Genomic DNA, 17,051 nt, shown 5'->3' on the forward strand with positions numbered 1-17,051 from the left:
CCTTTCCGGACGCTCTGCGTCCTCTTGACGACGCAGAGCGTCGTGAACTGCATTCACACGCGGGAGCGTGAGGAACGATAGCCTGAATCGGGGATCTGTCAGCTCCCCGCCACCATCATGCGCTCGATCAGTACCGAGCCGGTGCGGATGTTGCTGCGCAGCTCAAGATCGCTGCCAACGGCGACGATCTGCTTGAACATGTCGCGCATGTTGCCGGCAATGGTCACTTCCTGAACCGGGAACTGAATCTCGCCGTTCTCGACCCAGAAGCCTGCCGCGCCGCGTGAATAGTCGCCGGTGACCATGTTCAGACCGCTGCCCATCAATTCGGTCACCAGCAGGCCACGTCCCATGCGCCGGATCAGCGCAGCCTGGTCGTCCGAGCCATGGCTAACGAACAGGTTGTGCACACCGCCCGCGTTGGCGGTGCTCGGCATGCCCAGCTTGCGGCCGGAATACGTGCTCAGCACATAGGAAACCAGATCGCCACCTGCCACGAACGGTTTGGCGAAGGTCGCCAGACCATCGCTGTCGAACGCCGAGCTGCCCATCGCATGCCTGAGGTGCGGGCGCTCATCAATGGTCATCCACTCAGGGAACAGGCGCTGACCCAGCGCGCCTTCGAGGAACGACGACTTGCGATACAGGGTACCCCCGGAAATGGCGCCGAGAAAGCTGCCGAACAGGCCGCCTGCCAGCTCTGCAGCAAACAGCACCGGCACTTCACAGGTCGGCACAGGACGCGCGCCCAGACGGCTCGCTGCACGCAACGCCGCCTTGCGACCAATGCTCTGCGCATCGGCCAGCAGCTCGCCCTGGCGGTTGACGTCATACCAGTAATCGCGCTGCATCTGACCTTCGCCCTCGGCGATCATCACACAGCTGAGGCTGTGCCGCGTTGACGCATAGCCACCGATGAAGCCATTGCTGTTGCCGTACACACGGCAGCCCTGATGGGTATTGAGCGTAGTGCCGTCGGCATTCTTGATGCGGCTGTCGGCATCGAAGGCCGCCGCTTCGCAGAGCAGCGCTTTCTCGATGGCCTGCTCGGGCGTGATGTCCCAGGTGTGATAAAGGTCAAAATCCATAACCTCTTTGGCCATCAGCGCAGCGTCAGCCAGCCCGGAGCTGTCATCTTCGGAGGTGTATTCGGCAATCGCCAGTGCAGCGGCGACCGTTTCACGAATGGCATCGGCACCGGTTGCCGACGTGCTGGCCGAGCCCTTGCGCTGCCCGACATACAGGGTGATACCAAAGCCCTGATCGCGGTTGAACTCGACGGTTTCAACTTCACGCTGACGGACCGAGGTCGACAGCCCCTGGTCCACCGAGACTGCGACTTCGCAGGCGCTGGCGCCCTGACGCCGGGCTTCGGCAATGATCTGCTCGACCTGTTCCTGCAGCTCGGGCAAGGCTTGTGGGCCGACGCTTTGGGTTGCACTCATGACTTTCTCCATCAAATTCTTCTTTCAGCACAGGCCGAGTACCGACCGGGCCGGACAAGCGGCCCACGACTGGTTATCATGGCGGCGTTTCTTTGCGGACTGCCCCCATGGTTGATTCTTACGACGACTCCCTCGACGGGGAGAAAAGCAAAACCCAGGTCAAACGAGAGCTGCATGCTCTGGTCGACCTCGGCGAGCGACTGACAACACTCAAAGCCGATGTGCTGGCCAAGCTGCCGCTGACCGACGCTTTGCGCAAGGCCCTGGCCGAAGCGCCCAAGCACACGGCGAACATCGCGCGAAAGCGGCACATTCTGTTCATCGGCAAGCTGATGCGCGATCAGGACCAGGAAGCCATTCTGGTGTTGCTGGACCAACTCGATGCCTCCACTCGCCAATACAATGAACGTTTCCACAATCTGGAGCGCTGGCGTGACCGCCTGATCGCGGGCGATGACGCCGACCTCGAGAAATTCGTTGTCGAATACCCCGATGCCGACCGTCAGCAGCTGCGTTCGCTGATCCGTCAGGCGCAACACGAAGTTGCACGCAACAAACCGCCGGCCACCAGCCGCAAAATCTTCAAATACATCCGTGAGCTGGACGAACTTCAACGCGGTCTGCGTTGACTTCGCCCTCGGGGCCGGCGGCAGCAAGCAGCCGGCCCCGACTCACCTTCAGCTACCGGTGCCACCCACGGTAATCGCGTCGATTTTCAGCGTAGGCTGACCAACACCGACCGGCAGCGACTGGCCATCCTTCCCGCATGTGCCGACGCCACTGTCCAGCGACAGATCGTTACCCACCATCGATACCCTGCTCATGGCTTCCGGCCCGTTACCGATCAAGGTCGCGCCTTTGACCGGCGCAGTGATCTTGCCATCTTCGATCAAATAGGCCTCACTGGTCGAAAACACGAACTTGCCGCTGGTGATATCCACCTGACCACCGCCCAGGTTGGCGCAGTAGATGCCGCGCTTCACTGAAGCGATGATTTCCTGTGGATCGCTCTGCCCGCCCAGCATGTAGGTGTTGGTCATGCGCGGCATCGGCAGGTGGGCATAGGACTCGCGACGGCCGTTGCCGGTGCGGGCCACGCCCATCAGGCGTGCATTGAGCTTGTCCTGCATGTAGCCCTTGAGTACGCCGTTCTCGATCAGCGTAGTGCATTCGGTTGGTGTGCCTTCGTCATCCACGCTCAGCGAGCCACGACGCCCCGCCAGGGTGCCGTCGTCGACGATGGTGCAGAGTTTCGACGCAACCATCTCGCCCATGCGCCCGCTGTAGGCCGAGCTGCCCTTGCGGTTGAAGTCACCCTCAAGGCCGTGACCGACCGCTTCGTGCAGCAGCACACCGGACCAGCCAGAGCCGAGTACCACCGGCAAGGTGCCTGCCGGTGCAGGAATCGCTTCCAGGTTGACCAGTGCCTGACGCAGGGCCTCACGGGCGTAGCCCATGGCGCGATCGTCGGTCAGGAAATAACGGTAATCGGTACGCCCGCCGCCGCCATGCCCGCCCCGCTCGCGACGGCCATTCTGCTCGACGATGACACTGACGTTGAAACGCACCAGCGGGCGCACATCGGCGGCCAGGCTGCCATCCGCGGCGGCCACCAGGATGCGCTCCCAGACACCGGCCATGCTCACCGAAACCTGCTGGATACGCGAGTCCAGCGCGCGCGTTGCGACGTCGATGCGCTTGAGCAACTCGACTTTCTCGGCGCGGCTCAGTACTTCCAGCGGGTTATCCGGGGCATACAACTGTGCCACGTCCTGCGAGGTGAAAGCCTGCACGCGACCATTCTGGCCTGCGCGGGAAATAGAGCGCGCGGCCTGTGCGGCGGTGCGCAGGGCCTCGGCGGTGATCGCGTTGCTGTACGCAAAGCCGGTTTTCTCACCCGACTGGGCACGCACGCCCACGCCTTGATCGAGATTGAAACTGCCTTCCTTGACGATCCCGTCTTCGAGCGACCAGGACTCGGAGATCATGCCCTGAAAATACAGATCGGCCGCGTCGATGCCTGGTCCGGCCAGATCGCCCAGCACGGACTGCAGGCTGTCGAGGTTCAGGCCGCCGGGTGCCAGAAGGTGTTCGCTGACTGAGGACAGATCACTCATATTCACTCCGAAGCAGGCCGCATGGCGTCCTGCGAAAAAAAGCGCCGGTGACTGGACACCGGCATCCGCGCCCGTATGGACGCCTGTTCTTCACTGTCACGTGTGCCCAGCAGTACCGCTTCACCCTGTGCCTGCTCGGCCAGTACGCGGCCCCATGGATCAACGATGGCCGCGTGTCCGTAAGTCTCGCGAGGTCCCGGATGGACCCCGCCCTGTGCCGCCGCCAGCACGTAACACTGGGTTTCGATGGCACGCGCGCGGATCAGAATGTCCCAGTGCGCGGCCCCCGTTACCGCAGTGAACGCTGACGGCGCGGTAATCAGTTCAGCACCGGCTTCACGCAGCGCGGTGTACAGTTCGGGAAAGCGCAGGTCATAACAGACGGTCAGCCCCAGACGCCCCACCGGCGTGTCGGCCACCACCACCCTGCTCCCATGAGCATAGTCATCCGATTCACGATAGCGGCCACGGTTGTCAGCGACATCCACATCGAACAGATGCAGTTTGTCATAACGGGCCACCTGCTCACCGTGCTCATCGATCAACAGCGAACACGCCGTCACCTTGCCATCCGGCCGCTCATCCGGCGGCAGTGGCAAGGTTCCGGTAACAATCCATAACTTGAGGTCGCGAGCGGCCAGTTTCAACCATGGCAGGATCGGTCCGTGCCCCTGAGCCTCGGCACGCCCGATATCGGCGACGTCACGGCGCCCCATCGCGACGAAGTTTTCGGGCAGTACCGCCAGCCGCGCGCCACCGTCGGCAGCCTGTTCCAGCAGACGTCGGGCGCTGGCCAGATTGGCCAGGACATCGCTTTGGCTGACCATCTGAATCACCGCGAAGGACATGGCAACCCGCTCCTGAATGAGATGGCCACCACTGTACTCCATGAGACGCTATTGGGGCTTTTCAAATGGCTTGTCGAAGGTGATCTTCGGCTCTTTCCAGGGCCCTTCGACCTTGTATTGCACGCTGGCGAAACGCGCAACCCGGTCGCCCAGCAGCTTGTCGACCAGAAACAGCGCCCCGCCAATGGCCGGCGCGCCGACAATCAGTGCAGCAATAGGCAGGTTATTGGTGACCGGCAAGGTCACCAGCAGCTTCGCATCGACACGATCGCGGACCATGTCCAGCGTACCGTTGAGCTCCAGATTGCTCGACGGCCCGGTCAGGGTGATCGGGTTGCGCGTCACATAGACACCGTCGCTGGCGACCAACAGCCCTTTGACCCGGTCGTAGCTCAGGCCTTTGCCCAATAGGTCGGAGAAGTCCAGACGCAGACGCCGGCCGATGGAGTTGAAATTCAACAGCCCGAACACCCGCAATGCCTGAGCACCGCCCTCGACTTCGACGAACTGGCCTCTGTTCAACGTGGCATCCAGACTGCCGGAATAGCGCTTCAGACCAACCCAGGCAGGCGAACCCGGCCAGCGCCCGTCCACGTTCATCTCGAAGCGTTCACTGGTAACAGTGGGTGCGAAGTTCCACGCCTTGAGCACATCCGCGAGGTTCTTGCCCGCCAGACGGCCTTTGAACGAACTGCTGCTGGCCCCGGGCGTACCCTCCCAGGTAGCGTCACCCTCCAGCAGAATACCTTTGAGCCCCAGGCTCATGTCCGACATGCGCATGCCGGCAGGCGTCGGCCGGGTTTTCAATGCCCAGGCCCCGAGCAACTGATCGCCCTGAAACAGCTGGGAGATCTTCACGTCCAGCGCAGGGATATTGTGCGGGTCGATATCCGCCAGAGGATCAGGCGCGTTTTCCACAACGGTCGCTGTCGGATCTGATGCAGGCAGTCGAACGTAGAGCATGTTGACGCCGATCGGTGCAGACTTGGCGTCGGGCAGCGTTGCCGTGCCTTTGGCCATTGCGCTGTCCAGCGACAGGGCCCAGGCTGCCGAGTTGCGCTGCAACTGGACACGCACGTCATTGAGTGTGGTGCCCATCGCGGTCAGCTTGCCGATCTGCAGATCAACGCTGTTAAGCAGTTGTTTTGCGTTGCCGCCCGGATCATTCCCGGTGTAGCGAGCGGCCAGTTCCTGCCAGGGCGCGATGTCCAGTTCGGACAACTCCCCACGGATCCGCAAGCCCTTGGCGTCCGGCACGATCGCCCCGCCGCGCCCCAGATAAAGCTCGCCACGACCTTCGGCAAACTTGCCATTCGGTGCTGCGAACGCAAAGTTGGCCTGATCGTTATAGGCCGCGCCGAGCCTGCGCTCCGCGCCTTGCAGGGTCATGCGGAATTCGCTGGGACGCTCCTGCTCGGCGGTCTTGCCAAACGGTGCGGGCAAATCGATCGCCACGCCCTTGAGCGTGGAGTTGATTACCAGCGGGCTGTCCTTGCTGTCCAGAATCAGCTGCAACTGATACGGCAAGTCGCCGGAGACCGGCAGCGGTTGGGTCACGTTCAGCCAGTCGGTGAGCCGCTTCACGGTGATTTGTCCGTTCGCCATAATGCGCGTCACGTTGTCACCAGGCTTGCCCTCGGCGGCGATCTCTGCGGTCACAGGGCGATCGAATGCCTGGGCCTTGATGCCCTTGCCACTCAGCCCGCTGGAGCTGTCAAAACGGAAGTCGCCTTTCAGGCGAGTCAGCTCCAGCACCGGGTCGGCCAGTTTCAAGCGCGCATTGTCGGTGCTGAAGTCCACCACGACCTTTGGCTCGACGCCCTTGGCCAGCGGGATATCCAGCTTTAGCTTACCGTCCAGCGGGCCCTCGCCCTGCCATCCGGCAAACGTGCTGCCCGTACCGATGGGCGCCTGCTGGAGAATCTTCAGGCCGTCGATCAGGTTTCCGGAGAAATTACCGTCCACCAGCAGGTGACTGTCCTGACCTGACGGCACATGGGGAATATTGACCAGCACGTTGCTGACCTTGGTATCCAGCAACTGGCCTTTGCTCGCCTTGACACGTACACCGCTGTTTTCGACGTAGACCTTGCCATCCACTCCGGTCAGCGACGGCCAGCCCGGCTGGAACGCCAGCGTTGCGTTGCTGACGTCGAAGAACAGGCTGATGACACGCGCCGTATCGGGCGAGTTCTTGTTCAGCGACCCTTGATACTGGAAGAAACCCTGCTTGACCGCGCCACTGACCACGGCGGTGCGCAACCAGTGATCAAGCTCCGGACTGAGCGCGGTCGGCAGGTACTTGCTGGTGTAACGGCCGTCGCCGTCGACCATACCGACCCGCAGGTCCATGTAGTCTTCCTGATCATGATTGAGATGAATCTTGATCAGAAAGTCCGCCGCAATTTTGCCTTCGTCGCCGAGCACCTTGATGTACGGGGCAATCAGCGTGAACGCCTGGTCATCCAGTTTCCAGGTCAGACGGGCATTGGCCTTCCGGTAACGCCAGGGTTTGGCGAAGATCGGGTCCAGGTGCAGCATGAAGTCATCGGTGTCGAGGCGCAGCTCGCCCTGCCCCAGATCACCGCTGATGGCACCGGTGACGTTTCCGGCCGCCGGCGCCCCGCGATACGCGTTGAAACCGACCTTGTCCAGATTGGCGGCAAAGCTCAGGCGCTGGTCACCGATTGCCTGTGGCCGGTAGTCGAGCAGTACGTTACGCAGCCCGCCTGTCACCTTGAGGCCGTCGACCACTGCCATGGCCTTGTCAGGCAGGGGCGCGAGCGAGTCGATCAGCGGCGTGACGGGGGTCAGGTCCAGACGATCCGCCTGCACGTGCCAGAGCTCTTCGCTGTCAGGCGTCGCGGCGGTTTGCGTCAGTTGCACACGGCTTTCCCAACGCGCGTCGCCAAGGCTCATCGCCAGTGAATCGAGGTTCAGGTCGAAACCTGTTTCAGTGCGTGCAAACCATGCGTTCAGCGCAAGGTTATTGATCGTCGACGGTTTGCGACCGGCATAAACGCCTTTGACCTGTGGTGCATTGAGGCGCGTGGTCGCGCTTTGCACGGTGCCCTTGCCCCAACTCAACCAGACCTCGCCGCCGGCCTGCAGCTTCGCCAGCGTCCATTCGCGCGTAAGGCTTTTCGGCAGCCACCTGGCCCAGTCGCTTTGCGGCAGGCTGGCGTAGATATCGGCCTCGCCGTCCTTCCACTGACTGGCCTGGATGCGCGAGCGCACGTTCAGCGCGACCGGCTGACCATCCGGCAGAGTCAGGCGTGCGTCAAGTCGCTGGGCATAGCTGCCGGTGTCCAGGCTGAGGTTTACATAGGTGAGGGTCAGCGGCGCAGCGTCAAACGGTTGCACCGTGACCTGGCTGTCGAGCAACGACACATGCGCGACCATCTGCATCTGCTTGAGCGCCTGCTCGGGATCGAACGGGCTGTCGTTGTGCACCGGCAAGCCCTGAATCGACCACGCGCCGTCCTTGTCCTGCCTGAGGCTGAACTGCAGGCCGTCCACTTCAAGATGAGCGATGCGCACGTCACGCGCCAGCAGGCTTTCCCAAAGGTCGGGAACCACCCTTACGCGATCCAGACGCAGAGCACTGGCACCCTCGCCGACCATCACGTCGTGGGCCAGCAGTACCGGGGCAAAGCGGCTCCAGCTACCTTCCAGACTGCCGATGCTCAGCGGTATGCCCAGCGCGCTGCTGGCACGGGTTTCCACATCGACACGGTATTCGGCAACCAACGGCGTCAACTGACGGCCGAGGCTCACGTACAGCGCCGCAAGCACCAGAATCAGTGCGCACAGGCTCAGCCCCCAGCGGGTCAGGGTTGCAACGAGGCGAGGAAGACGTCCCATCTCAGGAGGTCCTCCACTGCGGGGTGCAAAGAGCAGAATCGGCGAACGGAGTCAGGCTCGGATGCGCAGGTGCGGTCAGGTACAGGTTTTGCTCATTCGCCACGCATCATTCTCGATAAAACGGCATACCTGCCAGAAACCCGTAGGGCACTTGTCATAGATTTCAAACGATCAGCACCCTCAGAGCAGCACCACGTCGTATTGTTCCTGCGAGTACATGGTTTCTACCTGAAAACGGATAGTGCGGCCAATAAAGCTCTCCAGTTCAGCCACGTTGCCGGACTCCTCGTCGAGCAGACGATCCACCACGCGCTGATTGGCCAGAACGCGATAGCCGACTGCCTGATAGGCCCTGGCCTCGCGCAGGATTTCCCGGAAGATTTCATAGCAGATGGTCTCGGGGGTCTTCAGCTTGCCCCGCCCGGCGCAGCAATGACACGGTTCGCACAGCACCTGTTCGAGACTTTCGCGGGTGCGCTTGCGGGTCATCTGCACCAGACCCAGTTCGGTGATGCCGATGATGTTGGTCTTGGCGTGATCGCGTTCCAGCTGTTTCTCCAGCGTGCGCAGCACCTGACGCTGGTGTTCACCGTCTTCCATGTCGATGAAATCGATGATGATGATGCCGCCCAGATTACGCAGGCGCAGCTGCCGGGCGATGGCCGTGGCAGCTTCCAGATTGGTCTTGAAGATGGTTTCTTCGAGGTTGCGATGGCCTACGAACGCGCCGGTGTTGACGTCGATGGTGCTCATCGCTTCGGCTGGATCGATTACCAGATAGCCGCCCGACTTGAGCGGCACCTTGCGCTCGAGGGCCTTCTGGATTTCGTCCTCGACCCCATAGAGGTCGAAGATCGGCCGCTCGCCCGGATAGTGCTCGAGCCTGTCGGCTATTTCCGGCATCAGCTCGGCGACGAACTGGGTGGTTTTCTGAAAAGTTTCCCGCGAGTCGATACGGATCTTCTCGATGCGCGGGCTGACCAGATCGCGCAAGGTGCGCAGCGCCAGGCCCAGGTCTTCGTAAATCACCGTGGGCGGGCTGACCGTCTTGATCTGCTCGCCGATCTGGTCCCAGAGCCTGCGCAGATAACGGATGTCCATGAGGATTTCATCAGCCCCGGCGCCTTCGGCAGCGGTGCGCAGAATGAAACCTCCGGCTTCCTTGATACCTTCCTGGGCAACACAATCACTGACCACTTTCTTGAGTCGTTCGCGCTCGGCTTCGTCCTCGATTTTCAGCGAGATGCCCACATGCGCCGTGCGCGGCATGTACACCAGATAACGCGACGGAATGGAGAGTTGCGTGGTCAGCCGTGCGCCCTTGCTGCCGATCGGGTCTTTGGTGACTTGCACGACAAGGCTCTGGCCATCATGTACCAGCGACGCAATGCTCTCGACCGCCGGCCCTTCACGCATGGATATTTCCGATGCATGAATGAACGCCGCGCGATCCAGACCAATGTCGATGAACGCCGCCTGCATGCCGGGAAGCACCCGCACAACCTTGCCTTTGTAGATATTGCCGACGATGCCGCGACGCTGGGTGCGCTCGACGTGCACCTCTTGCAGAACCCCGTTTTCCACCACTGCCACGCGCGATTCCATCGGCGTGATGTTGATCAGAATCTCTTCACTCATGACTTGTCACCTTCCAGGCATTGCCAGCAGGGTATGCCGAAATGGCCAAGCAGTTCTGCGGTTTCGCACAGGGGCAGACCCACCACCCCAGAATAGCTGCCTTGCAGGCCCTCGACGAAAATCGCTGCCAACCCCTGAATGGCATAGCCGCCGGCCTTGTCGGCGGGCTCGCCACTGGTCCAGTAGGCCTGGGCTTCATGGATTTGAATCGGGCGAAAGCGCACACGACTGGTAACAATACGGGTTTCGCTGCGTTGCCGATCACTGAGCGCGACAGCCGTCAGCACTTGATGCTCGCGCCCGGACAGGGCCATGAGCATGGCCTGGGCATCCGCTTCATCGACCGGCTTGCCGAGAATGCGTCCATCGAGCACCACCGCCGTGTCGGCCCCTATCACGCAGGCCTGTTGTGCGGCTGGCAGCAGGGACAGCCCGGCCTGAGCCTTGCCCAGCGCAAGACGCTCGACATAGGCAGCCGGGGTTTCATGGTCAAAGGGGGTTTCGTCGATCTGAGCGCTCAGTACGGTAAAGGGCACACCGATCTGAGTCAGAAGTTCGCGGCGGCGCGGCGAGCCAGAAGCCAGATAAAGCGAGGGCATAAGGACATCTCCGTGTCTGTGCGGGTGAGCGCGAACAACGCAACGGGGCGTCGCGCTCACCTTGCGCTTAATTGATTTTCAAACGTTTGCGCAATCCACGCAGGCCATAACTGATCCAGGGCCACAACAGAGCACTGACCAACGCGGGCAGCACCAGCGCCAGCGTTGGCTGACGGTTGCCGGTGAGCGCGCTCAGCCAGAGTTGCGCAAGCTGCGCCAGACCGAATACCACCAATAGCACCAGGCACTGCTGCCACATGGGAAACATGCGCAGGCGCTGCTGCAGGGACATCACCAGAAAGGTAATCAGGCTGAGGATCAGGGCATTCTGGCCGAGCAATGTGCCGTACAGCACATCCTCCATCAGGCCCAGTATCCACGCGGTGGTCATGCCGTATTTGTGCGGCAGCGCCAGGACCCAGAAGGTCAGCAGCAGGGCCAGCCACAGTGGCCGGAAGATTTCCATGAATTGCGGCAGCGGCGAAACGCTCAGCAGCAGACCGATCGCAAACGTCAGCCAGACCACCCAGCCATTGCGCCCGGAAACATGACTAACCATCGATAGGCTCCCGGGCAGTGGAAGGTCGTGAAGCAGGCGGCTGTGACGCCGCAGGCCGGGCAGCAGGCCTTGCCGGTGTCGCGGGCGTGGCCGCCGGTGCAGGTGCAGGTGCAGGTGTTGCCGATTGCGCTGCAGGCTTGTGCGTCAGCGTACTGCCCGGAAAGACCGGAACGACGGCCTGCGGCCACATCGGGAAGGCGGGTGTCGGCGGCGGCAGTGTCGCCATCACGGAGGGCTCGACGCCCTTGTCGAGGGATTCCTGTGCTTGCGCGGCATCGGCAGCGCGCTCTTCCGGCGAGCGCCCGTCGGAGAACACCAGCAACAGATAGCGACTGCGATTCAGCGCAGCGGTCGGCACTGCACGAACGATCGCAAACGGCTGGCCGGAGTCGTGAATCACTTCCTTGACCGTCGCCACCGGGTAACCGGCCGGGAAACGCTGTCCAAGGCCCGAACTGACCAGCAGGTCGCCTTCCTTGATGTCTGCGGTGTCCGCCACATGCCGAAGCTCCAGACGTTCCGGGTTACCGGTGCCGCTGGCGATGGCACGCAAACCGTTGCGGTTGACCTGCACCGGGATGCTGTGGGTGGTGTCAGTCAGCAACAAGACGCGTGAGGTATAGGGCATCAACTCGACCACCTGCCCCATCAGGCCGCGCGCATCGAGCACAGGCTGGCCGAGCACCACGCCGTCGCGTTCGCCCTTGTTGATGATGATGCGATGGGTGAAGGGGTTCGGGTCCATGCCGATCAGCTCGGCGACCTCGACCTTTTCGTTGACCAGCGCCGAGGAGTTCAGCAACTCACGCAGCCGAACGTTCTGCTCGGTCAGTGCCGCCAGCTTTTGCAGGCGACCTTGCAGGAGCAGGGCTTCGGTCTTGAGTTTTTCGTTTTCGGCGATCAGCTCTGTGCGGCTGCCGAACTGACTGGCGACGCCTTGATACAGACGCTGCGGCAGGTCGACGATCCAGTAGGACTGCATGAGCACCATCGACATCTGGCTGCGCACGGGCTTGAGGATCGTAAAGCGGGCGTCGACAACCATCAACGCAACCGACAGAACGGCCAGCACCAGCAGACGTACACCCAGCGACGGGCCTTTTGAGAAAAGCGGTTTAATAGGCCGCTCCTCCGGGGCATGCGATCGTTGGATCGAACTTCGATTGGCAATTATTCATGCGGTATGTAACCGGCCTGGACAAATGAAAGAGATAGGCACCCTGTTTCGGCGTCAGCCTGAAGCATACAGGTAGCATATCCGCCACCTGCATACAAAAGACTCCGTGAAAGGCACCCCGGCGAATTATTCGCTGGAGAGCAGATCCATGGTGTGCTTATCCATCATTTCCAGCGCACGGCCACCGCCACGCGCTACACAGGTCAGCGGGTCTTCGGCGACGATCACCGGCAGACCGGTTTCCTGAGCCAGCAACTTGTCCAGATCACGCAGCAGCGCACCACCACCGGTCAGGACCAGACCACGCTCGGCGATGTCCGAGGCCAGTTCCGGAGGCGATTGCTCCAGAGCGCTCTTGACCGCCTGAACGATGGTCGCCAGCGACTCCTGCAGTGCCTCGAGCACTTCGTTGGAGTTCAGGGTGAACGCACGTGGAACGCCTTCAGCCAGGTTGCGGCCACGCACGTCGACTTCACGTACTTCACCGCCCGGATAGGCAGTACCGATTTCCTGCTTGATGCGCTCGGCAGTCGATTCGCCGATCAGGCTGCCGTAGTTGCGGCGCACGTAGGTGATGATCGCTTCGTCGAAACGGTCACCGCCAACCCGGACGGATTCGGCATACACCACACCGTTCAGGGAGATCAGGGCAATTTCGGTGGTGCCGCCGCCGATGTCGACAACCATCGAACCGCGAGCTTCTTCCACCGGCAGACCGGCACCGATTGCAGCGGCCATTGGCTCTTCGATCAGGAAGACTTCGCGTGCGCCTGCACCCAGGGCCGACTCGCGAATCGCGCGACGCTCAACCTGGGTGGATTTGCACGGAACGCAGATCAGCACACGAGGGCTGGGCTGCAGAAAGCTGTTTTCATGAACCTTGTTGATGAAGTACTGCAACATTTTTTCGCAGACGCTGAAGTCGGCGATAACGCCGTCTTTCATTGGACGAATGGCTGCGATGTTGCCTGGAGTACGGCCCAGCATGCGCTTGGCTTCGGTACCGACGGCCACGACACTCTTCTGGTTGCCGTGAGTACGAATGGCAACGACAGAGGGTTCATTCAGAACGATACCGCGCTCACGCACGTAAATAAGGGTGTTGGCAGTGCCCAGGTCGATGGATAGATCACTGGAAAACATGCCACGCAGTTTCTTGAACATGGGAAAGGGACCCTAGGGAACGCGTGGTAAAAAAAGTGCGGCAAACTCTAACAACGACAGGGATTTTGGGCAAGGAGCCAATATGCTAAATTGGCGGTTTTCCGAACACCACCCTCGACGTTAGCGGCTTGAGACAGTAATAACGCGATAGTGTTCCGCAATTGGCAACAAAGCAAATCCATAAGCATTCCACTGGAGATACCCCATGGCGCTTGAACGCTCCGACGTGGAAAAGATCGCTCATCTGGCCCGACTGGGTCTCAATGACGCCGATATCCCGCGTACCACCGAAGCACTGAACAGCATTCTTGGGCTGGTCGATCAGATGCAAGCGGTCGACACCGCTGGCATCGAGCCGCTGGCTCACCCGCTGGAAGCCACCCAGCGCCTGCGCGAAGACGCCGTCACCGAGCGAAATCGCCGTGACACTTACCAAGCCATCGCACCAGCGGTCCAAGACGGCCTCTATCTGGTTCCGAAAGTCATCGAGTAAGGGAAAGCGCCTGCATGCACCAAATGACTCTGGCCGAGATCGCCCGCGGACTCGCCGATAAAAAGTTTTCTTCCGAAGAGCTGACTCGTGTTCTGCTGTCGCGCATCGCGACGCTCGACCCGCAGCTCAACAGCTTCATCAGCCTCACCGAAGACCTGGCCATCACCCAGGCGCAGGCGGCAGACGCGCGCCGTGCCGCCGGTGAAAACGGCCCGCTGCTCGGTGCTCCGCTGGCCCACAAGGACCTGTTCTGCACCCAGGGCATCCGCACCAGTTGCGGCTCGCTGATGCTCGACAATTTCAAGGCACCCTACGACGCCACGGTCGTGTCGCGTCTGGCATCGGCCGGTACAGTGACGCTGGGCAAGACCAACATGGACGAATTCGCCATGGGTTCGGCCAACGAATCCAGCCATTACGGCGCGGTGAAAAACCCGTGGAACCTGGAATGCGTCCCTGGCGGTTCTTCGGGTGGTTCGGCTGCCGCGGTCGCTGCACGCCTGTTGCCTGCCGCGACCGGCACCGACACCGGCGGCTCGATTCGCCAGCCTGCAGCACTGACCAACCTCACGGGCCTCAAGCCGACCTACGGCCGCGTATCGCGCTGGGGCATGATTGCCTACGCGTCCAGCCTCGATCAGGCGGGGCCGATGGCACGCACGGCCGAAGACTGTGCGCTGCTGCTGCAAGGCATGGCCGGTTTCGACCCGCAGGACTCCACCAGCATCGACGAACCGGTTCCGGACTACTCCGCCAGCCTCAATACCCCGCTCAAGGGCCTGCGTATCGGTGTGCCGAAAGAGTATTTCAGCGCAGGCCTGGACCCGCGCATCGCGCAACTGGTGCATGAAAGCGTCAAGGAGCTGGAAAAACTCGGCGCGATCGTCAAGGAAGTCAGCCTGCCGAACCTGCAACACGCGATCCCGGCCTACTACGTCATCGCCCCGGCTGAAGCCTCGTCCAACCTGTCGCGTTTCGACGGTGTGCGTTTCGGCTACCGCTGCGAAGACCCGAAAGACCTGACCGACCTGTACAAGCGCTCGCGCGCCGAAGGCTTCGGCCCGGAAGTGCAGCGACGCATCATGGTCGGCGCCTACGCGCTGTCGGCGGGTTACTACGACGCCTACTACCTGCAGGCGCAGAAAATCCGTCGCCTGATCAAGAACGATTTCATGAGCGCGTTCGCCGATGTCGACGTGATTCTCGGCCCGACCACGCCCAACCCGGCCTGGAAAATCGGCGCCAAGACCCACGACCCGATTGCCGAATACCTGGAAGACTTCTACACCATCACCGCCAACCTGGCGGGCCTGCCCGGCTTGTCCATGCCTGCGGGCTTCGTCGACGGCCTGCCGGTCGGCGTGCAGCTGCTCGCTCCGTATTTCCAGGAAGGCCGCCTCTTGAATGTGGCGCATCAGTATCAGCAAGTCACCGACTGGCACACTCGCGCACCTGAAGGCTTCTGAGGAGAAACACATGCAATGGGAAGTCGTCATCGGGCTGGAGATTCATACCCAGCTTTCGACCCAATCAAAGATTTTTTCCGGTAGCGCGACCACGTTCGGCTCCGAGCCCAACACGCAGGCCAGCCTCGTCGACCTGGGCATGCCCGGCGTATTGCCGGTGCTGAACAAGGAAGCCGTGCGCATGGCCGTCAAGTTCGGCCTGGCCGTCAACGCCGAAATCGGCCAGCACAACGTGTTTGCCCGCAAGAACTACTTCTACCCGGACCTGCCCAAGGGCTATCAGATCAGCCAGATGGAGCTGCCGATTGTCGGCAAGGGCCACCTGGACATCCCCCTTGAAGACGGCACCGTCAAGCGCATCGGCATCACCCGTGCGCACCTGGAAGAGGACGCGGGCAAGAGCCTGCACGAAGACTTCCAGGGCATGACCGGTATCGACCTGAACCGTGCCGGCACCCCGCTGCTGGAGATCGTTTCCGAGCCGGACATGCGCAACGCCAAGGAAGCCGTGGCTTACGTCAAGGCCATCCATGCGATTGTCCGCTACCTGGGCATCTGTGACGGCAACATGGCCGAAGGTTCGCTGCGCTGCGACTGCAACGTATCGATTCGCCCCAAGGGTCAGGTCGAGTTCGGCACGCGTTGCGAGATCAAGAACGTCAACTCGTTCCGCTTCATCGAAAAAGCGATCAACAGCGAGATTCAGCGCCAGATCGACCTGATCGAAGACGGTGGCAAGGTTATCCAGCAGACACGCCTGTATGACCCGAACACCAACGAAACCCGCGCCATGCGCAGCAAGGAGGAAGCCAACGACTACCGTTACTTCCCCGACCCGGATCTGTTGCCGGTGATCATCGAGGACTCGTTCCTCGAAGAAACCCGCGCCACCTTGCCGGAGCTGCCACCGCAGAAACGCGAACGCTTCCAGAGCCAGTTCGGTCTGTCGACCTACGACGCCAGCGTACTGGCTTCTAGCCGCGAGCAGGCTGATTACTTCGAACAGGTGGTGAGCATCAGCGGTGACGCCAAGCTGGCAGCCAACTGGGTCATGGTCGAGCTGGGCAGCCTGCTCAACAAGCAGGGCCTGGAAATCGACCAGTCGCCGGTCAGTGCCGAGCAGTTGGGCGGCATGCTCAAGCGCATCACCGACAACACCATTTCCGGCAAGATCGCAAAAATGGTCTTCGAGGCGATGGCCAATGGTGAAGGCAGCGCCGATGAAGTCATCGAAAAGCGCGGCCTGAAGCAGGTCACCGACAGCGGCGCCATCGAATCGATGCTCGACGAGGTACTGGCAGCCAACGCGGAACAGGTCGAACAGTATCGCGCCGCGGATGAAGCCAAGCGCGGCAAGATGTTCGGCTTCTTCGTCGGTCAGGCGATGAAAGCCTCCAAAGGCAAGGCCAACCCGCAGCAGGTCAACGAACTGCTGAAGGCCAAGCTGGAGGGCTGATCCTCGTCACTCTCGTTCCCACGCTATGCGATCAGCGTTATACACGAGTCTTGTGGGAGCGAGCTTGCTCGCGAATAGGCCGGTACAGCCTCTAGAGACAGGGCGTTTGGACCAAGGTCTTCGTGAGCAAGCTCACTCCCACAGAGGTCTTTATTCACATCGCGATTAGGGTCAAAGACCCCGCCTTCTGGGCTCTTCATGACTTGTGTATAACGATGAGCGCTC

Annotated in this window: 13 protein-coding genes; 4 read left to right on the forward strand and 9 right to left on the reverse strand. The window is 61.4% G+C overall.

What is annotated here, in order from left to right; all coding sequences use genetic code 11:
• Positions 1–98: 98 nt before the first annotated feature.
• On the reverse strand, positions 99–1,445 hold the full coding sequence (pmbA, locus tag QRN50_RS20985; protein WP_096127374.1) for a metalloprotease PmbA: 1,347 nt from the start codon (positions 1,443–1,445) through the stop codon (positions 99–101).
• Between the two features lie 107 nt (positions 1,446–1,552).
• Between pmbA and yjgA the strand changes: the two genes are divergently transcribed.
• Complete coding sequence (yjgA, locus tag QRN50_RS20990; RefSeq protein ID WP_003364101.1) at positions 1,553–2,074, forward strand: ribosome biogenesis factor YjgA; 522 nt, start codon at positions 1,553–1,555, stop codon at positions 2,072–2,074.
• Positions 2,075–2,122: 48 nt separating this feature from the next.
• On the opposite strand, the gene tldD is transcribed toward yjgA, so the two are convergent.
• From tldD to mreB, 8 genes are all read right to left on the reverse strand, one after another.
• Positions 2,123–3,562, reverse strand: coding sequence for a metalloprotease TldD (tldD, locus tag QRN50_RS20995; RefSeq protein WP_003400228.1), 1,440 nt, complete (start codon positions 3,560–3,562; stop codon positions 2,123–2,125).
• Between the two features lie 2 nt (positions 3,563–3,564).
• The gene (locus tag QRN50_RS21000; protein ID WP_024651012.1) at positions 3,565–4,410 is read right to left on the reverse strand and encodes a carbon-nitrogen hydrolase family protein; all 846 of its coding nucleotides are present in this window, start codon (positions 4,408–4,410) and stop codon (positions 3,565–3,567) included.
• A 48-nt stretch (positions 4,411–4,458) separates the two neighbouring features.
• On the reverse strand, positions 4,459–8,274 hold the full coding sequence (locus QRN50_RS21005; RefSeq protein ID WP_096127365.1) for a YhdP family protein: 3,816 nt from the start codon (positions 8,272–8,274) through the stop codon (positions 4,459–4,461).
• Positions 8,275–8,454: 180 nt separating this feature from the next.
• Positions 8,455–9,912 carry a ribonuclease G gene (gene rng, locus QRN50_RS21010; protein WP_003364105.1) on the reverse strand — a complete coding sequence of 486 codons (1,458 nt, stop codon included), beginning with the start codon at positions 9,910–9,912 and terminating at the stop codon, positions 8,455–8,457.
• Positions 9,909–10,511, reverse strand: a complete 603-nt coding sequence (locus tag QRN50_RS21015) for a Maf family protein (protein ID WP_096127366.1) — start codon at positions 10,509–10,511, stop codon at positions 9,909–9,911. The genes rng and QRN50_RS21015 overlap by 4 nt, the downstream gene beginning before the upstream one ends.
• Before the next feature lie 67 nt (positions 10,512–10,578).
• Positions 10,579–11,070: a rod shape-determining protein MreD gene (gene mreD, locus QRN50_RS21020; RefSeq protein WP_003364106.1), complete on the reverse strand. Its 492-nt coding sequence runs from the start codon at positions 11,068–11,070 to the stop codon at positions 10,579–10,581.
• Positions 11,063–12,142, reverse strand: a complete 1,080-nt coding sequence (gene mreC / locus QRN50_RS21025) for a rod shape-determining protein MreC (protein ID WP_024651008.1) — start codon at positions 12,140–12,142, stop codon at positions 11,063–11,065. The genes mreD and mreC overlap by 8 nt, the downstream gene beginning before the upstream one ends.
• 231 nt (positions 12,143–12,373) lie before the next feature.
• Positions 12,374–13,411 (reverse strand): rod shape-determining protein MreB, encoded by a 1,038-nt coding sequence (gene mreB, locus QRN50_RS21030; protein ID WP_002555108.1) that lies wholly within the window; start codon positions 13,409–13,411, stop codon positions 12,374–12,376.
• A 205-nt stretch (positions 13,412–13,616) separates the two neighbouring features.
• On the opposite strand from mreB, the gene gatC reads away from it, so the two are divergent.
• From gatC to gatB, 3 genes are read left to right on the forward strand one after another with little or no spacing between them, the layout of a single operon-like run.
• Complete coding sequence (gene gatC / locus QRN50_RS21035; RefSeq protein WP_003400217.1) at positions 13,617–13,904, forward strand: Asp-tRNA(Asn)/Glu-tRNA(Gln) amidotransferase subunit GatC; 288 nt, start codon at positions 13,617–13,619, stop codon at positions 13,902–13,904.
• A 14-nt stretch (positions 13,905–13,918) separates the two neighbouring features.
• The gene (gene gatA, locus QRN50_RS21040; RefSeq protein WP_024651007.1) at positions 13,919–15,370 is read left to right on the forward strand and encodes an Asp-tRNA(Asn)/Glu-tRNA(Gln) amidotransferase subunit GatA; all 1,452 of its coding nucleotides are present in this window, start codon (positions 13,919–13,921) and stop codon (positions 15,368–15,370) included.
• Positions 15,371–15,380: 10 nt separating this feature from the next.
• Positions 15,381–16,826 (forward strand): Asp-tRNA(Asn)/Glu-tRNA(Gln) amidotransferase subunit GatB, encoded by a 1,446-nt coding sequence (gene gatB, locus QRN50_RS21045; RefSeq protein ID WP_003313612.1) that lies wholly within the window; start codon positions 15,381–15,383, stop codon positions 16,824–16,826.
• The last annotated feature ends 225 nt before the right edge of the window (positions 16,827–17,051 follow it).

It is taken from the genome of Pseudomonas sp. MEJ108, from assembly GCF_030208985.1.
Taxonomy (GTDB): domain Bacteria; phylum Pseudomonadota; class Gammaproteobacteria; order Pseudomonadales; family Pseudomonadaceae; genus Aquipseudomonas; species Aquipseudomonas fragariae.